The organism is Pirellulales bacterium, assembly GCA_035939775.1.
Taxonomy (GTDB): Bacteria; Planctomycetota; Planctomycetia; order Pirellulales; family DATAWG01; genus DASZFO01.
Genome location: DASZFO010000251.1, coordinates 20831 through 35499 on the forward strand (window position 1 = coordinate 20831; position 14669 = coordinate 35499).

15 protein-coding genes are annotated in these 14669 nt (G+C 61.9%); 5 read left to right on the forward strand and 10 right to left on the reverse strand.

Annotated elements, in window-relative coordinates:
* Nucleotides 1-48: 48 nt before the first annotated feature.
* Entirely contained in the window at nucleotides 49-1020 is a 972-nt protein-coding gene (locus VGY55_15755) for a phytanoyl-CoA dioxygenase family protein (protein ID HEV2971430.1), read from the reverse strand.
* Nucleotides 1021-1343: 323 nt separating this feature from the next.
* Between VGY55_15755 and VGY55_15760 the strand changes: the two genes are divergently transcribed.
* Nucleotides 1344-2261, forward strand: coding sequence for a TIGR01777 family oxidoreductase (locus VGY55_15760; GenBank protein HEV2971431.1), 918 nt, complete (start codon nucleotides 1344-1346; stop codon nucleotides 2259-2261).
* Nucleotides 2262-2318: 57 nt separating this feature from the next.
* Here the strand turns inward: VGY55_15760 and VGY55_15765 are convergent, their stop codons facing one another.
* From VGY55_15765 to VGY55_15785, 5 genes are all read right to left on the reverse strand, one after another.
* Nucleotides 2319-3179: a hypothetical protein gene (locus tag VGY55_15765; protein HEV2971432.1), complete on the reverse strand. Its 861-nt coding sequence runs from the start codon at nucleotides 3177-3179 to the stop codon at nucleotides 2319-2321.
* On the reverse strand, nucleotides 3176-4264 hold the full coding sequence (locus VGY55_15770; protein ID HEV2971433.1) for a fused MFS/spermidine synthase: 1089 nt from the start codon (nucleotides 4262-4264) through the stop codon (nucleotides 3176-3178). The genes VGY55_15765 and VGY55_15770 overlap by 4 nt, the downstream gene beginning before the upstream one ends.
* Nucleotides 4265-4589: 325 nt before the next feature.
* The gene (gene speD, locus VGY55_15775) at nucleotides 4590-5180 is read right to left on the reverse strand and encodes an adenosylmethionine decarboxylase (protein ID HEV2971434.1); all 591 of its coding nucleotides are present in this window, start codon (nucleotides 5178-5180) and stop codon (nucleotides 4590-4592) included.
* A 359-nt stretch (nucleotides 5181-5539) separates the two neighbouring features.
* Complete coding sequence (locus tag VGY55_15780) at nucleotides 5540-5965, reverse strand: Rrf2 family transcriptional regulator (protein HEV2971435.1); 426 nt, start codon at nucleotides 5963-5965, stop codon at nucleotides 5540-5542.
* Complete coding sequence (locus tag VGY55_15785; GenBank protein ID HEV2971436.1) at nucleotides 5962-6663, reverse strand: phosphoadenylyl-sulfate reductase; 702 nt, start codon at nucleotides 6661-6663, stop codon at nucleotides 5962-5964. The genes VGY55_15780 and VGY55_15785 overlap by 4 nt, the downstream gene beginning before the upstream one ends.
* 141 nt (nucleotides 6664-6804) lie before the next feature.
* Between VGY55_15785 and VGY55_15790 the strand changes: the two genes are divergently transcribed.
* The 4 genes from VGY55_15790 (at nucleotide 6805) to VGY55_15805 (ending at nucleotide 11106) form a co-directional block, all read left to right on the forward strand.
* Nucleotides 6805-8391 (forward strand): rhamnulokinase family protein, encoded by a 1587-nt coding sequence (locus VGY55_15790; GenBank protein HEV2971437.1) that lies wholly within the window; start codon nucleotides 6805-6807, stop codon nucleotides 8389-8391.
* A 171-nt stretch (nucleotides 8392-8562) separates the two neighbouring features.
* Nucleotides 8563-10233 (forward strand): fucose isomerase, encoded by a 1671-nt coding sequence (locus VGY55_15795; protein ID HEV2971438.1) that lies wholly within the window; start codon nucleotides 8563-8565, stop codon nucleotides 10231-10233.
* A gap of 202 nt (nucleotides 10234-10435) precedes the next feature.
* Nucleotides 10436-10657: a hypothetical protein gene (locus VGY55_15800; GenBank protein HEV2971439.1), complete on the forward strand. Its 222-nt coding sequence runs from the start codon at nucleotides 10436-10438 to the stop codon at nucleotides 10655-10657.
* Nucleotides 10654-11106 (forward strand): PIN domain-containing protein, encoded by a 453-nt coding sequence (locus VGY55_15805; GenBank protein HEV2971440.1) that lies wholly within the window; start codon nucleotides 10654-10656, stop codon nucleotides 11104-11106. Before VGY55_15800 ends, VGY55_15805 begins: the two co-directional genes overlap by 4 nt.
* Before the next feature lie 645 nt (nucleotides 11107-11751).
* On the opposite strand, the gene VGY55_15810 is transcribed toward VGY55_15805, so the two are convergent.
* The 4 genes from VGY55_15810 to VGY55_15825 form a co-directional block, all read right to left on the reverse strand.
* The gene (locus tag VGY55_15810; protein ID HEV2971441.1) at nucleotides 11752-12009 is read right to left on the reverse strand and encodes an acyl-CoA dehydrogenase family protein; all 258 of its coding nucleotides are present in this window, start codon (nucleotides 12007-12009) and stop codon (nucleotides 11752-11754) included.
* 66 nt (nucleotides 12010-12075) lie between these two features.
* Nucleotides 12076-12390: a type II toxin-antitoxin system prevent-host-death family antitoxin gene (locus VGY55_15815; protein ID HEV2971442.1), complete on the reverse strand. Its 315-nt coding sequence runs from the start codon at nucleotides 12388-12390 to the stop codon at nucleotides 12076-12078.
* A 19-nt stretch (nucleotides 12391-12409) separates the two neighbouring features.
* Nucleotides 12410-13576, reverse strand: coding sequence for an acyl-CoA dehydrogenase family protein (locus VGY55_15820; protein HEV2971443.1), 1167 nt, complete (start codon nucleotides 13574-13576; stop codon nucleotides 12410-12412).
* A 14-nt stretch (nucleotides 13577-13590) separates the two neighbouring features.
* Complete coding sequence (locus VGY55_15825; GenBank protein HEV2971444.1) at nucleotides 13591-14550, reverse strand: histone deacetylase; 960 nt, start codon at nucleotides 14548-14550, stop codon at nucleotides 13591-13593.
* Between the last annotated feature and the right edge of the window lie 119 nt (nucleotides 14551-14669).

Sequence of the window (14669 nt, forward strand, 5' to 3'; positions counted from 1 at the left end):
TCTGCGTCCGCCGTTTTCGGTTACGGCACACGGAGTGTGCCTACTACATTATCCGAGCGGAATCGTCGCCGGATCGAAGAGTAGCGGGAAGAACTGCCCGCCGAGTGGTTGCCCCGCGGGGACGGCCGGAACGCCGGCGAGCAACGGCTCGTCGCTGGCCGACTTCACGCCGTCGCGGACGCAGTTGATGACGAAAGCTCGCCGCGGCCGGTCCGTGCGGTTTTCGTGGCTGCCGTGGACCATCAGCGGATGATGGAAAGAGCACTCGCCCGCTTTGAGTTCGATCGCCACGGGGTTCTGAAATTGCCGCCACTGCTCGTCGTCGAGCACGGCGCGGATCGCCTCCATGTCGCCGGCCAGGCCGGTGATCGGCAATAGCGGCCAGCGATGGCTCCCCGGCACGTAATGCACGCAGCCGTTGTCGCGCGTACTTTCGTCCAGGCCGACCCAGCAGGTGAGATGGGCCATCGGCTGCGTGCGCGTCCAGTACGAATAATCCTGATGCCAGGCCACGAGGCCGCCATGGTTGGGCGGCTTGCAGAACAATTGATCGTGCCAGAATCGCACCGCCCCGCCGAGCAATTGGCTGGCTGCCATCGTGAAGCCCGGCGCCCAGAGCACATCGTGAAAGCCGGGCGTGATCCGCCACGCGCCGAGGGCATGAAAGAGAACTTTCGACGGGTCGATCGATTCGTTGGAGTGGAACTCGTAGAACAGCTCGTGCCCCGGATGCTTGGGATCGAGCAAGCCGCTCAATTCCTCGCGAAGAATCTCGATCTGTCGATCGTCGAGGATGCGAATCCCCTTGAGATAGCCGTTCTCGTGGTAAAACGCGACCTGCTCGTCGCTCAGCCGATAGGGCGCCCATTCAGCGGTCGTGCGCGGGAGGCGGAAAAGCGCTCGCAGCGGCAGGCTGGCGTTCGAGAGATCGTTAGCGACCATCGCGTTGCACCGGTCGTGGTTCGATTCGACGGTGATATTCAGCAGAAACCATTCACAATCGGTCGCTTTTCTTTGCACCGATCCCAAGAGCTATCACCAAGCCGATCAGTCCGAGAGCGCCGCAGACCACGGCTGCGGCCAATTCTGTCGCGAACATTGTTCCATTGTGAGTATTCATATCGCGGCTCGCTCCCACTACCGCCGCCGCTATCCAAAGAAACAAGAGCCCGCAGCAAATCCTTCGCACCATGTTGTTCCTCCGCAATACGTTCAAATGCTTGCCGGTCTCGATCGTAGAAAATGGACATTGCAGGAAGTGTCCGTTATTATTGCGACAACATTGCCCAACCGGCAACAGTTTCGCAGTAATTGTGAGGTTTAACGTAGGAAAGGCAATCGCAATGCGAGCGCTTGTCACCGGAGCGACTGGTTTTGTTGGCCAGCGGCTGTTGGAGCGGCTGGAACGGCCGGTCGTACTTAGCCGCGATCCGGATCGGGCGATGAAGGCGCTCGGGCGGTTGCACGTCGCGGCAGCTCGCTGGGATCCGATGGTCGGGCCGCCGCCGGCGCAAGTCTTCGACGGCATCGATGTCATCTTTCATTTGGCCGGCGAGCCGATCGCTGGAGGGCGATGGACGAAGGCCCGCAAGCAGCGGATTTGCGATAGCCGCGTGGTCGGCACGAAGCATCTGGTCGACGGGCTGGCGAATCTCCAACGCCGCCCGCCGGTGTTGATTTCCTCCTCGGCCGTCGGCTACTACGGCTCGCGCGGCGATGAAACGCTCACGGAATCCTCCGCGCCGGGAGACGATTTTCTGGCGGACGTTTGCATTGCCTGGGAAAAGGCGGCGCGGGAGGCGGAGCGGCTCGGCATTCGCGTCGTGCTCAGCCGAACCGGCGTGGTGCTTGGCCGAGGTGCAGCGCTCGAGAAGATGCTCGTGCCATTCAAGCTCGGGCTGGGCGGCCGGCTGGGGAGCGGCAAGCAATGGATGCCCTGGATTCATCTCGACGATCTCGTCGGCCTGCTGCTATTCACCGCGGAGCGGGAAGCGATCCGCGGGCCGATGAACTCCGTCGCACCCACGCCGATCACGAATCGCGAATTCACTCGGTCCATGGCGCGGGCGGTGCATCGCCCGGCCTTCCTGCCGGCGCCGTATTTCGGCATGCGACTGCTGTTCGGCGAGTTCGCATCGATCCTGTTCGCGTCGCAGCGAGTGATCCCCGAGGTCGCTCAGCAGCAGGGCTACAAGTTTCAATATCCCGAACTCGACGCGGCGCTAGCTGAAATTCTCCATCCGCCTGCGGCCGTAGCGTAGGTTGTACGTCAATGCCGACGCTGGCAGCGTCGGGCACTCGGAGGCGACCGAAGATTGCTAGTGCCCGCGGGCCGTTAGCCACAGGTCAATCGACATGATGACCACTTCGGCCACGAGCAGGACGATGATCCAGAATTCGAGGCGGAATTCGCGGTGAAAGTAGCTGAACTCGGAGAGCCGATCGTTGGCCAGCTCGTAGAGGTCTTCGCAGACTTCGATCCGGTCGTCGAGCCAGCCGAGGCGGTCGATCACTTCGGCCTGCATCGCCAGCTCGCTCGCCAGCCGCCGGGCCGGGCCGAGGAGTGAGATTGAGGCCTTTTCCAGGCACGGCTCGAGCCGCGCGAATCGCATCCGCCGCCGCGTCACTTGGAGCGTCATTTCATCAACGTGCGCGCGGCGCTCGAGCGCCTTGCCGTCGACGCTATGCGTGAGGTAGGCGTCGACTTCGGCCGTGTCCCAGTCGGCCTCCATTTCGCGCTCGAGCTTGCGCAGCTCTCCTTCATAAAACGAAAACTCGATCAGGCCCGGAAGCACTTCCTGCAGCCGTTCGAGCGGGCCGATCAACAAGGCTTGCCCTGGCCGCCAAAGAATCCGCTCGCTGCGGAGCATGATTTCGGCGGTGGGCTGGCCGGCGGAAAAGCCGCCGCGATGCATCCAATCCTCGGCCCGCTTCTGCAATTCCAGCGGCGAGGCCAAGCCGGCCGGGACCAGCGCCAGCCGCAATTGGTCTTCCGCGGGTTCAGGCGCGACGGGAAGCGCCAGCAATTCTTCGACCGAGAGCGATTCGGCGACGGCAAACCGCGGATACGGATGCGCGAAAGACGAGAGCGGCACCGCTCCGCCGGGAACTTGCTTCAGGAAGCGAATCCGCAGCGCGCTCGGCCCGTCCGCCGCGACATTCGAGCGAGTTTCTGTCATCCCGCGACCGGCCTGATCGGGAATTCCATCGTCGCCGGCTCGATGTCTTCAATTTCGGGAGGTGCGACGAAGGGGATATTGTCTTCGAGGATCGGGCCTGGGAGTGACAACAGGAACCGCGTCTCTTTGCATAGGCTGAAGCAACCGCGGAGGAAGTCGCCCGTGAGATGATCGGGCCATTGGCTGCCGATCTTGGCCTCGATCGCGCGGTCGATCTCGTCGGCCGTCCAGTGTTGCGGTGAGAACCAATCGCTGGCCACGATAAAACCCCAGCAGGAGAGGAACGAAGGCACGTGGACGCGATAACTGTGGACTTCGGGGAACACCGTGCGGAGCGTGCGAGCCAAGGCGGCGTGGGCCTTGTCGTCGAGAAACGAAAACTCGAGGGCCTGCACGACGACGATCCCGCCGGGCCGCAGCCGACGATGCAGCAATTCATAAAACTGCCGCGTATAGAGAGCCTGAGCAGGGCCGTTGTCGAGCATGTCGACCACGTCGATGATCACGACGTCGTAGCGCGAATCGGCATCGGCGACGAACTTGCGGCCGTCGTCGAACACCAGCCGCACCCGCGGATCGTCGAAGGCCCCCATGTGCCAACCCGTCAGGTGCTCGCGGCAAAGCTCGACGACCTCGCGATCGAGATCGACCATCGTCGCCGACTTGACCGAGGCGTGCACGAGCACCTCGCGGAGCGTGGCCCCTTCGCCGCCGCCGATGATCAGCACGTCGCGCGGATCGGGATGACGGAGCATCGCCGGTTGCACGAGCAGTTCGTGGTAAACAGCCTCGTCGTCTTCGCTGCTTTGGATCGCCCCATCGAGCATCAAGGCGCGGCCGTAGTTGAACGTATCGGCGATGAGCACATTCTGAAAGGCCGTCCTGCCATGGTAGATCACCCGCTGGAGACGATAGGTGAAGGTGTCGAAGTCGTCGGAATCTTCGATGAACTCAAGCGCACCGTCGCCGACCGTGGCCGGATCGATCGATTCGACGTAATACCGATCCGGCGGCAGGAGCGGCAGCGGATATGGTCGCTCGACGAGCGGCCGCGCGGCCGTCGCGGCAGCGCCGTTGGATTGCATGGGTGAGCTTGACGAAGACATTCCGTTCATTCCAAACGTGTGGCCTTTGGCGACGAAAAGAGTCGAAGATTCCCCCGCTTTCGCCCACCGCAAAGTTGTAGCCGAATAGAAAACATAACCCCCCCGATCCAAATGTGCCAGTCCCGGCGCCGCGCCGCGCAATCGCTCTCGTTCCGAGGCTCTGCCTCGAATCGCACTGCTCGGCAGGCTCTGCCTGCCACGCAGCGGCAATCGGCGCCGCGCACAGAGGATTGCGAGGCGGAGCCTCGGCTGGTAGCGTGTTCCCAGGCAGAGCCTGGGAACAAGAAATAAGCAGCGTGCCCGTTTAAGCCGCGGCGTCGGCAGAGCCGTGAGATTCGTCGATCATCTCCTCGTGGCGGCGGATGATTCGGCGAGAGTGCTTCTTCGGCCGCAGAAACTTCCGCAGTGTCGCGTCGAACGCCTCGACGTTGCACGTGTTGCCGCAGGTGAAGATATCGACGAAGCAGGATTCGTGCTCGGGATACGTATGGATGCTGGCGTGGCTTTCCGAAAGCACGGCCACGGCGGTCATCCCGTTCGGCGGAAAGGTGTGCTCGACCGCGTGCAGCAGCGTCGCGCCGGATGCCCGCACTGCGGCGTGAAAGGCGGCAGTCAAGCCCACGATGTCACGGATCGCGGTCGGATCGCAGGCGGAATAGCTCGCCAGCAGATGCCGGCCGTCGAACTCAAACTCGCGGTCCGTTTCCGTATCGTCTGGATCGGATTCATCCTCGACGGCCGGGGAGGGGGACAGCGCCTTCGTCGGGCGGCCCAGTTGGTTGCGGCGGTTTTTGCCCGAGCCGCTGCTCCGCGCGGCAGAAACGTGCAACATACCCAGCGCGGCAACGGAGCCAGCCAGCGCGATCGACAAAGTTTGCAGCCAGATTGAAACCACGATCCGTGCTACCTGAGTCCCTAGTGTGGCGGAGACGCCGAAAACCGGCGGTGGCGGTCGCTCGACCACGCACTCCGCGGCCAGTCCTTTGGCCTGAGCCCTGCCGCTCGGCCGATCGAATTTAGGAAGGAGTCTGGGGCAAGGCCATTATTTCACACGTCCCACACGAAATGTTCAAGGGGAATTCCGCATCCATTTGGGGTAATTCCCAAGAGTTCAACCCCGACGCAGTCCATTCGGCCCGATTTTGCGACCAAATATCGGCCATGTCGGCTAACATCTTTATCGGCGTTTCTGCCGTCGTGCCAATAGGTTAGGAATTCCACTCAGAGAGAATGCGAAGATTGGGAAAGATGCGTTCAGATGTAATACATCTGGTCGGCCGTTTCCTTCGCCTTCTCGGCCAGATCGGCGAATGTGATCGAACGCAGCATCTCTTGCTCGCGGGCGGTGACATCGCGCCAGGTTCGGGAGAGCACTACCGCGGTCGGAGAGCGCGCGGCGAGGGTGGAATCGCCGTTTTCCTTCCCTTCGATCACATTCATTACCTCGCCAAGCGTGATCTTGGCCGGCGGCTTGATAAGCTGATAGCCCCCCGAAGCGCCTCGCGTGCTCGCCACGTATCCAGCCCCCTTGAGCTGCAACAGAATCTGCACCAGGAATCGGGCTGGAATGCCATGCTCGTCGGCAATGTCACGAATCCGCACGGGCTCCTTCGTCTCATAGCGACGGGCCAATTCAAGCACTGCGATACAGGCGTATTCAGTCTTGGCGGAGAGCTTCATTCGGAGGTATGCAGTCCGCATTCGGTCTTGGCGGTGCCACTCCAGCGGCCGGCGCGCTCGTCTTCGCCGAACATCACCGCCCGCGTGCAGGGCCAACAGCCGATGCTCGTGTAGCCTTGATCGTGCAGCGGGTTATACGGGATGTTTTTCTCGACGATCAACCCCCAAACGTCTTTCTTGGTCCAATTCGCAAGCGGGCTGATTTTGACGAGCCCGAATTTCTTGTCCCAGCCGACGATCGGCGCTCGGGCCCGGTCGGAACTTTGGTCCCGCCGAATGCCGCTCATCCAGGCGTCGAAACCGACCGCCGCGCGGCGGAGCACTGTCACTTTGCGATCGAAGCAGCACTGGTCGGGGTTGGTCTTGTAGAGCGGCCCGCCGTGGCTTGCCTCATATTGCTCGATCGTCGTTGCGGCCCGCTTTAACTCGACCTCGATTCCGTAGCGCCTGGCGATTTCGTCGCGAAGGGCAAGCGTTTCCTTGAATTGGTAGCCTGTGTCTAGATTGAACACGTGGGTTCGCGGCTCGACGAGCGACAGGAAATACAGGATCACGCACCCCTCGGGACCGAAGGCCGTGGCCATTGTCAGCTTGGGATAGTACGTCGCCACCGCCCAGCGGATGATTTCCTCGGGCGTAGCCGTCTCGAGCTTCGCGCTCGCCTCGCGCAATTGCTCAAGCACTTCCGGGGCCGGCATCGGGGGCGCGCTGGCCGCCGGCACTCCGTTGTTGGCCTCGAGCGAAGCGACCGGCGAGATGGGCGACGTCGGTCCAATGGACGTTGACATTCCTTATCGCCTCACACATAGAAATCCCGGTTTCTCGGTCGAATCATACGAATGTTGCTTATCAAAGTCAACTATAATGAGTTCTTCAGTCTGTATCGGCTTGGAACTGGCCACGGGTTGAACGAGGATGGATATACTGGCGACATGACCACTGAAGTCTTTCTCGCCGTTGATATGGGCGCCTCTAGCGGGCGGCATGTCGCGGGGCTTTTCGATGGCGACCGACTCACGCTCGAAGAGGTGCATCGGTTTGAGAATGGACCGGTCGCCGTCGCAGGTCGACTGTATTGGGATTTGCTGCGGCAATGGGAGAACATCCAGCAAGGCTTGCGCGCGGCGGCGACGAACTATGGTGATCGCATCCGCAGCGTGGGCGTCGATACGTGGGGAGTCGATTTCGGCTTGCTCGGCCGCGGCGATGAACTGCTCGGCAATCCGTATCATTATCGCGACTACCGCACTGAAGGGATGCTCGAACGGGCAATGGCGATCGTGCCGCGCGAGCAGATCTTCGCCCAATCCGGACTGCAATTCATGCGGTTCAACACGCTCTATCAATTGCTGGCAATGCGGCTGGTTAAATCGCCGTTGCTCGATGCGGCCGAATCGCTGTTGATGATGCCCGATCTGTTCCATTGGCTGCTGACTGGGATGAAGGCGAACGAATTCACCGATGCCACGACGACGCAGTTCTTCGATCCGCGCCGCAAGGCTTGGGCGACCGATCTGCTGGAGCGCTTCGATTTGCCGACGCGGATCCTCGGCGAAGTGATACAGCCAGGCACGATGCTCGGCCCACTGCTGCCGGCCGTGGCCGAGGCGACCGGTTTGACGGGCGTGAACGTGGTGGTGCCGGGCACGCACGATACGGCCAGCGCCGTGATGGCGGTCCCGGCGGCGAGCCGGCCGGGCGCGCGCCCCGATTGGTGCTACATCAGCTCCGGGACGTTGTCGCTGATGGGAGTTGAAACTGCCGAGCCGATCGTGAGCGAAAAATGCCTCGCCTTGAATTTCACCAACGAAGGGGGCGTCGGCGGAACGACGCGCGTGCTGAAGAACATCTGCGGGCTGTGGATGGTGCAGGAATGCCGGCGGCGTTGGAACCAAGGGGGCGTAAGCTACTCGTGGGACCATCTGACGCGCGAGGCCGCCGAGGCCCCGCCGCTCGTGTCGTTGCTTGATGTCGATCACGATAGCTTCGCCGCGCCGCGCGACATGCCGGAGGCGATCCGGTCGTATTGCTGCCGCACCCGTCAGCCGGTTCCGGAAGGGATCGGGGCGGTGATTCGCTGCGCCGTGGAAAGCCTTGCGCTTAAATACCGGCAGGTCCTGGCGTCGCTCGAGGAGCTTGTCGGCGGCCGGATCGAGACAATCCACATCGTCGGCGGCGGAACGCGGAACCGGCAGCTCTGCCAGATGGCGGCTGATGCTTGCCGACGCCGCGTCGTCGCGGGGCCGATCGAGGCCACCGCGATCGGCAATGTGATGATGCAAGCCATGACCGCCGGGGCGGTTCGGTCGATCGAGGAAGCCCGCGAAGTCGTTCGCCGCAGCTTTTCAGTCGAGGAATTTGTCTCCCAGAACCCCGATGCCTGGGACGCCGCGCATGAGCGGTATTTTGCATTGGCCCGCGGTTGAGTGGCCGAACCGCGCGGACATGATTTCGGCCACGAGCAATCGTGCTTTATGCCGAATGGCGGAAATCGTTAGAATCAATGGATTTTATCGGCATCCAATGTGAATTAGAATAGCGATGCTGCCGCAGACAGATTCGCCGACGGCCCGAACCGGCTTAGAGCCAGCAGATCGATGTCCTCGACAACCTACGAGACGCCCGAACTGCGCGAGCCGCCGCGGGTCAAAGCGAATCAAGTGTTGCTAGTTGCAAACGGCGACCTGCGGCCGGCCGCCAACGAGCGCTGCTGGCTCGCTCAGGCGGAAATGGAGCATTCGCTGGGCCGCGTCGTTGACGAATTGGGATTCGAGTTGGTGCGGGCTCATCCTTACAAGCCCGACGAGAAGCACGGCTTCATCGGTTCGCAAAAGGAAGGAATGCGCGTTTTTGCCGAGATTGATCCACAGGCCCGGCTGATTGTGGCCGAGGCGGTCTGGCAATACTCGCATCATCTGCTGCATGGACTGATTTCGCACAAGGGCCCGATCCTCACCGTGGCCAACTGGTCCGGCACCTGGCCGGGGTTGGTCGGAATGCTGAATCTAAACGGCTCGCTGACCAAAGCCGGAGTGAATTACTCGACGCTGTGGAGCGAGGATTTTTCCGATCCGGCGTTCGTCAAGCAGCTTCAGAAGTGGCTCGAAAAAGGGAGCGTCCGCCACAAGTCGGAGCATGTGATTGCCCTGGGCGACGCAAAGCTGCCGAAGGCCGAGCGGCGGTTGGGCGAGGCGCTCGCCGAGCAATTGCTCCGCGAGAAGGCCATCCTCGGCGTCTTCGACGAAGGCTGCATGGGGATGTTCAACGCGATCATTCCCGACCATCTGCTCAACGCGACCGGCGTTTACAAGGAGCGGCTCAGTCAATCGGCCTTGTACTACGAATCGACGCAGGTGAACGATGAAGACGCTCATGAAGTCCGCCGCTGGATGGAAGATCGCGGGATGAAGTTCCTCACCGGTCCGAATCCGGCGGAAGACCTCGCCGACGATCAGGTTCACAAGCAGTGCCAGATGTACGTCGCCGCGGTGCGAATCGCTGACGATTTCGGCTGCCACGCGATCGGCATTCAATATCAGCAGGGCTTGAAGGACCTCTTGCCGGCGAGCGACCTGGTCGAGGGAACGCTCAACAACAGCGACCGCCCGCCGGTCGCCAGCCGCGACGGCTCGCGGGTTTTGTACGCCGGCCAGCCGCTGCCGCATTTCAACGAAGCGGACGAATGCGCTGGGCTCGATGGGTTGATGACCTACCGCATCCACAAGGCGATGGGGCAGCCGGTCGAAAACACACTGCACGATTTGCGGTGGGGCGATTGGGACCGCTCGGGCACGGTGAAGGAATACGTCTGGGTGTTCGAGATCAGCGGCGCCGTGCCGCCGGCGCATCTCATCGGCGGCTGGGCCGGCGCGACGAGCGAGCGCCAGCCGCCGATGTATTTCCGCCTCGGCGGCGGCACGATCAAGGGAGTCTCCAAGCCCGGCGAAATCGTGTGGTCGCGGATTTTCATTGAAGACGGGCGGCTCAAGATGGATCTCGGCCGGGCCGGCGTTGTCGAGCTGCCGCGCGAAGAGACGGAGCGTCGCTGGCAAGCCACCACCTCGCAATGGCCCATCATGCACGCGATCACCTACGGCATCTCGCGCGATCAAATGATGGGCCGTCACAAAAGCAACCACATCCAAGTGGTTTACGCATCGAGTGCCGACGACGCCGACCGCGCGCTGGCGGCCAAAGCGGCGATGGCCCAGGCCCTGGGGCTGGATGTCGCGCTGTGCGGCACGCGAAAGCGCGGCGAGCCGTGGTAGCGATTCAACAGCAGCTTCTGGGTGAGTGAATAAAAGACGGTTGAAAAAGAATCAAACACCCTCACGACTTCGTCGCCTTCGATGTTTTCCGTCCAAACGTCGTGATAAAACCGTCGTTTGGACTTAAGCGACTGTCGTTTATGATTAATGAGCTGCGTGTGCAAATCTGCCCTAGCCAGTTCGCGACTTGATGGGGTGTCAAATGGTTGTCAGGGGTTATGTGCAAAACGGTGTCGTGGTGTTGGATAATGGCGTTCGACTTCCTGAGGGTGAGGAAGTGACTGTGTTGACCGCCACTCCGTCGCAGGACTCGCCGCAGCCACACAGTCTTCTGGATGTCCCACCCGTAAGTCTTGGCTCTCTGCTCCGTCCGTTCCTCGCTGGCGAGGACCTGTTCGGTGAAATGTTGGAAGGGCGGACATGATTCATGGGCTCGACACTGGCTTTCTCGTGGCGGCCGAGGTGATCGAACACGCCGCGCACACCGATGCTCGCGCCAAATTGGCCAGCTTGCTTAACGCCAGCGACCTGATAGCAATCGCTCCCCAGGTGCTGGCGGAGTTCATCCATATCGCAACGGACTCGCGCCGCTTTGCCCGCCCGCTTGACGTGGCCGCGGCTTGCGCGATCGCAGAGCAATGGTGGACGGCCCGCGACGTCGTCCATGTGCTTCCGGACGATGGCGCGACGCGGCAGTTTCTCGACTGGCTAAAGCAGTTCTCCTTGGGTCGCAAGCGACTGCTGGACACGCTGCTGGCCGCGACTTACAGTCGGGCTGGCATTCAATCGCTCTTGACGACAAACCCTTCCGATTTCGGAGTGTTCGGAGTTTTTGCGTGCATTACTCCGGCGCCCGCTGGTGCAGGCCCGTAATGGGAGGCACGGTTCGGCGTAAGACAATGACCCCACACCAAGTTGCTCTGGTTCTAGAGGAGCACAAGAAGGTTGTGCGAGGATCCTTGCGCATTTTCGGTGACTGGTTTGGGCGGCCGCACGACAACTGCCATGTTCTCGCGACCGTGGTGGCGGATGAGGATCACCTTTCATTGCGGTTCGACAGAGGAGAGTCCTTGCAGATCTGGGCGCCTTCCGCTCCCGAGTTCAGTGCCCATCGCCTTGGTGTACGGCTCGCTAGCCGTGTGCGCTGGGAGTGGTTTTGCTACGGTCGCCCGCATCTCCCAGAGAACCAATATTTCCTGGATTATGTCGTAGTCGCGGACCGCATCAACGCGACGACAAATGTGGATTGGTACAGCCCAGACTTAAAGCCGAACTCGAATGAGTATGCAGTTATTCTGGATTAGCAAACACCGAACAAATCGCTTTAGGCAACAACTGCTGCCCTTGCCAGTTGCGATTAATTTCATGAGATCCGTTTGTCATTTTTACTTTTCAACGTTCCGCTCGCCGGCTGTGCCTGAGCTTGGCTCGAACGGTGCAAAAGGGGGACGCGACTGATCCCTGAGCCGAGGCGCGTCCGCTGTAATTCGCTCGCGAAAGACTGGCGCGCCGTGGCAATCAATGAAATGCCGCGAAGTCTTTGCCCAGAAGTGCGGCGGCGATTTTCAGTTTGAGGATTTCGTCGGTCCCTTCGTAGATGCGGCAGACGCGGACGTCTTGCAGATGCCGGCCGACGCGATAGAGGTTCGACCAGCCACGGCCGCCGAAGACTTGCACCGCCCGATCGGCCGCGTCCCAGGCGGCGTTTGAGGCGAAGAGCTTTGCCTCCGCGACCAGCAGATCGGCCGCGACAAACACTTGGGCGTCGTCGGTCACTTCCCCGCTTATCTTCGCTTCCGCCGCCCTTTTTCAAGGGCCAAGGCGAGCCGATTTGAAGACAATTCAAGACGGTCGGCGCCGGCTTCGCGCTGTCGCGCCTTTTGCTCGCTTCGCCCGATGTGCTCGCTCAACCTCTCGCCAAAACTGATCGTGGGGAATTCCGCGACCCTGTCCGAGCTGCTCGTGGGCCTCCGCGAGAATCGACGTTAGCATGCGCGGTCCGCCGGAGACGAGCCGCTTCGCGTCCGCCTTACCTTGCACGGCCAGAAGCACGGCGATCGGCTCGCCGTCGCGCGTTATCAACACGGGTTGCTCTCGGCTGGCCTCAAGATAACGATTGAATTGAGCCGCGATCCTTGCAGCCGATGCAGACTTCATACCGTAGCCTCCTCTCCAATCAATGAAACGCGGCGAAGTCTTTTCCCAACAGCGCGGCGGCGATTTTTAGTTTGAGGATTTCATCGGTCCCTTCGTAGATGCGGCAGACGCGAACGTCTTGCAAGTGCCGGCCGACGCGATAGAGATTCGACCAGCCGCGGCCACCGAACACTTGCACCGCCCGGTCGGCCGCGTCCCAGGCGGCATTCGCGGCGAAGAGCTTCGCTTCGGCGACCAGCAGATCGGCTGCGGCAAACAATTCGGCGTCGTCGGTGGCTTGCTCACTGGCGCGCTTCGCTTCCGCCGCCCGCTCGATGAGCGGCGCCGCCGCCGCTCGGGCCAGCTCGATCGCCGCGACGTGCTCTTGCACCAATTGATGCCGGCCGATCGGCTTGCCATGCTGATGCCGACTGCGGCAATAGTCCAGAACTTCCGCCAGACAATCCTCGATCACCCCCAGGCAGCCGGCCGCGACACTCATCCGCCCGGAAACGAGAGTGCCCATCGCGATCCGGAAGCCGTCGCCCTCCTTGCCGAGCAGGTTTTCGAGCGGCACCGGATGGTCGCTCATTTCGAACATGCCGGTATTGGTCGTAAACATGCCGAGCTTGGCGGGAAGGTCTTCGCGCTGGAAAGTGTCGCCCGCCGTATCGACGATGAAGGCGCTGATCCGCCGCTCGGGGCCGGTCTTGTCGGCCGGATAGGCGAACACGATCACGGTGTGGGCAATGCCGCCGTTGGAAATCAGATATTTCACGCCGCTCAACAGAAAGCGATCGCCGTCGCGGCGGTAGGTGCTCGTCATCTCGAGCGGGTTGCTCCCCGCCTCCGGCTCGGTCAGCCCGAAGGCCATGATCCGCTTGCCCGCGACCGACGCGGGAAGATATGCTTGTTTCTGCGCGGCATTGCCGTAGCGAAAGATCGGGTACTGGCCGATCGACGTGTGTCCGCTGAAGAACGTGCGCACACCGGTCCCCTCGCGGCCGATTCGCGCGAGCGCTCGAGCGTAAGCGACCGCGTCCGCCCCTCGTCCGCCGAATTCCGCCGGCACGGGCATCCCGAGCAGATTGTGCTTCTTCGCCAGCGGAACGAGTTGATCGTTCTGCCGGTGCTCGAGGTAACACAGCTCCTCGATCGGCCGCAGTTCCTGACAAAAGGATTCGACGTCGTCGAACAGATCGTTCATGGAGATAGTCGATTTTAGATTCTGGATTTTGGATTTTGGATTTCCGGAGAAGTGAGGCCTTCGAGGTGCAGGCCCACGCATTCGGCCAGTACTGCGGGATTATAACCTCCTTCCAAGACGCTCACGATCCGGCCGCCGGCGTGCGCTTGCGCCACATCGCGGACCGCGGCCGTCAGCGTGGCGAAGTCTTCCGTCTCGAGCCCTAGCGAGCCGATCGGGTCGGCGCGATGGCTGTCGAAGCCCGCGCTCAGCAAGATAAGCTGCGGCCGGAGCCGATCGGCCATTCGTGTAACCTCGCCCGTGAAGCGCTCAATATAGTCGTCTCGCGGCGTGCCGAAGGCGAGCGGGAGATTCAAAGTCGTTCCCAGCCCCGGTCCGCTGCCGGTTTCATCGCTTGCACCGCTGCCCGGATAGAACGGCCAGCGATGGACGGAAAAGAAACCGACGGCCGCGTCGCGCCAAAAAATCTCCTGCGTGCCATTGCCGTGATGCACGTCCCAATCGACGATCAGCACCCGATCGAGTTGCAGCTCGTCGATGGCCAGGCGCGCGCCAATTGCGACATTGTCGAACAGGCAAAAACCCATCGCGGCGTTCGGCCGGGCATGATGTCCGGGAGGGCGAACGAGGCAGAGCGCGGTCGTATCCTCGCCGCGCACGACGCGCTCGACGGCATCGGTCACGGCCCCGGCCGCCAAGAGGGCCGCGTCGTACGACTTTGGCCCCACCACGGTGTCCGCCTCGAGCAATCTGCCGCCGCGAGCGATGAACTCAGCGACGTCGGCGACGTAGCCCGAATCATGAACGCGCGTCAGCCGCTCTGGCGAGACGGGGCCGAACGCGGGGCGCTGGCATCGATCGGCCAGCCCGGTCGCGTCCAGATGGCGCAGGATGTGAGCGAGCCGCGTCGGATTCTCCGGGTGGTCGCCAGTCGCGTGTTCGAGAAATCGCGGATCGCTGTAGAGCAAGGTCATTGCCGGCAGTCCTCGTAGGTATCGGCGACCGATTCAACGGAAGCCTGCTCTCCGCGGGATGTTTCGCTAGCGCAGTGTAGCGGAATTCGCCAGAATTCCGATGCCTCAGCCCGGCTTCT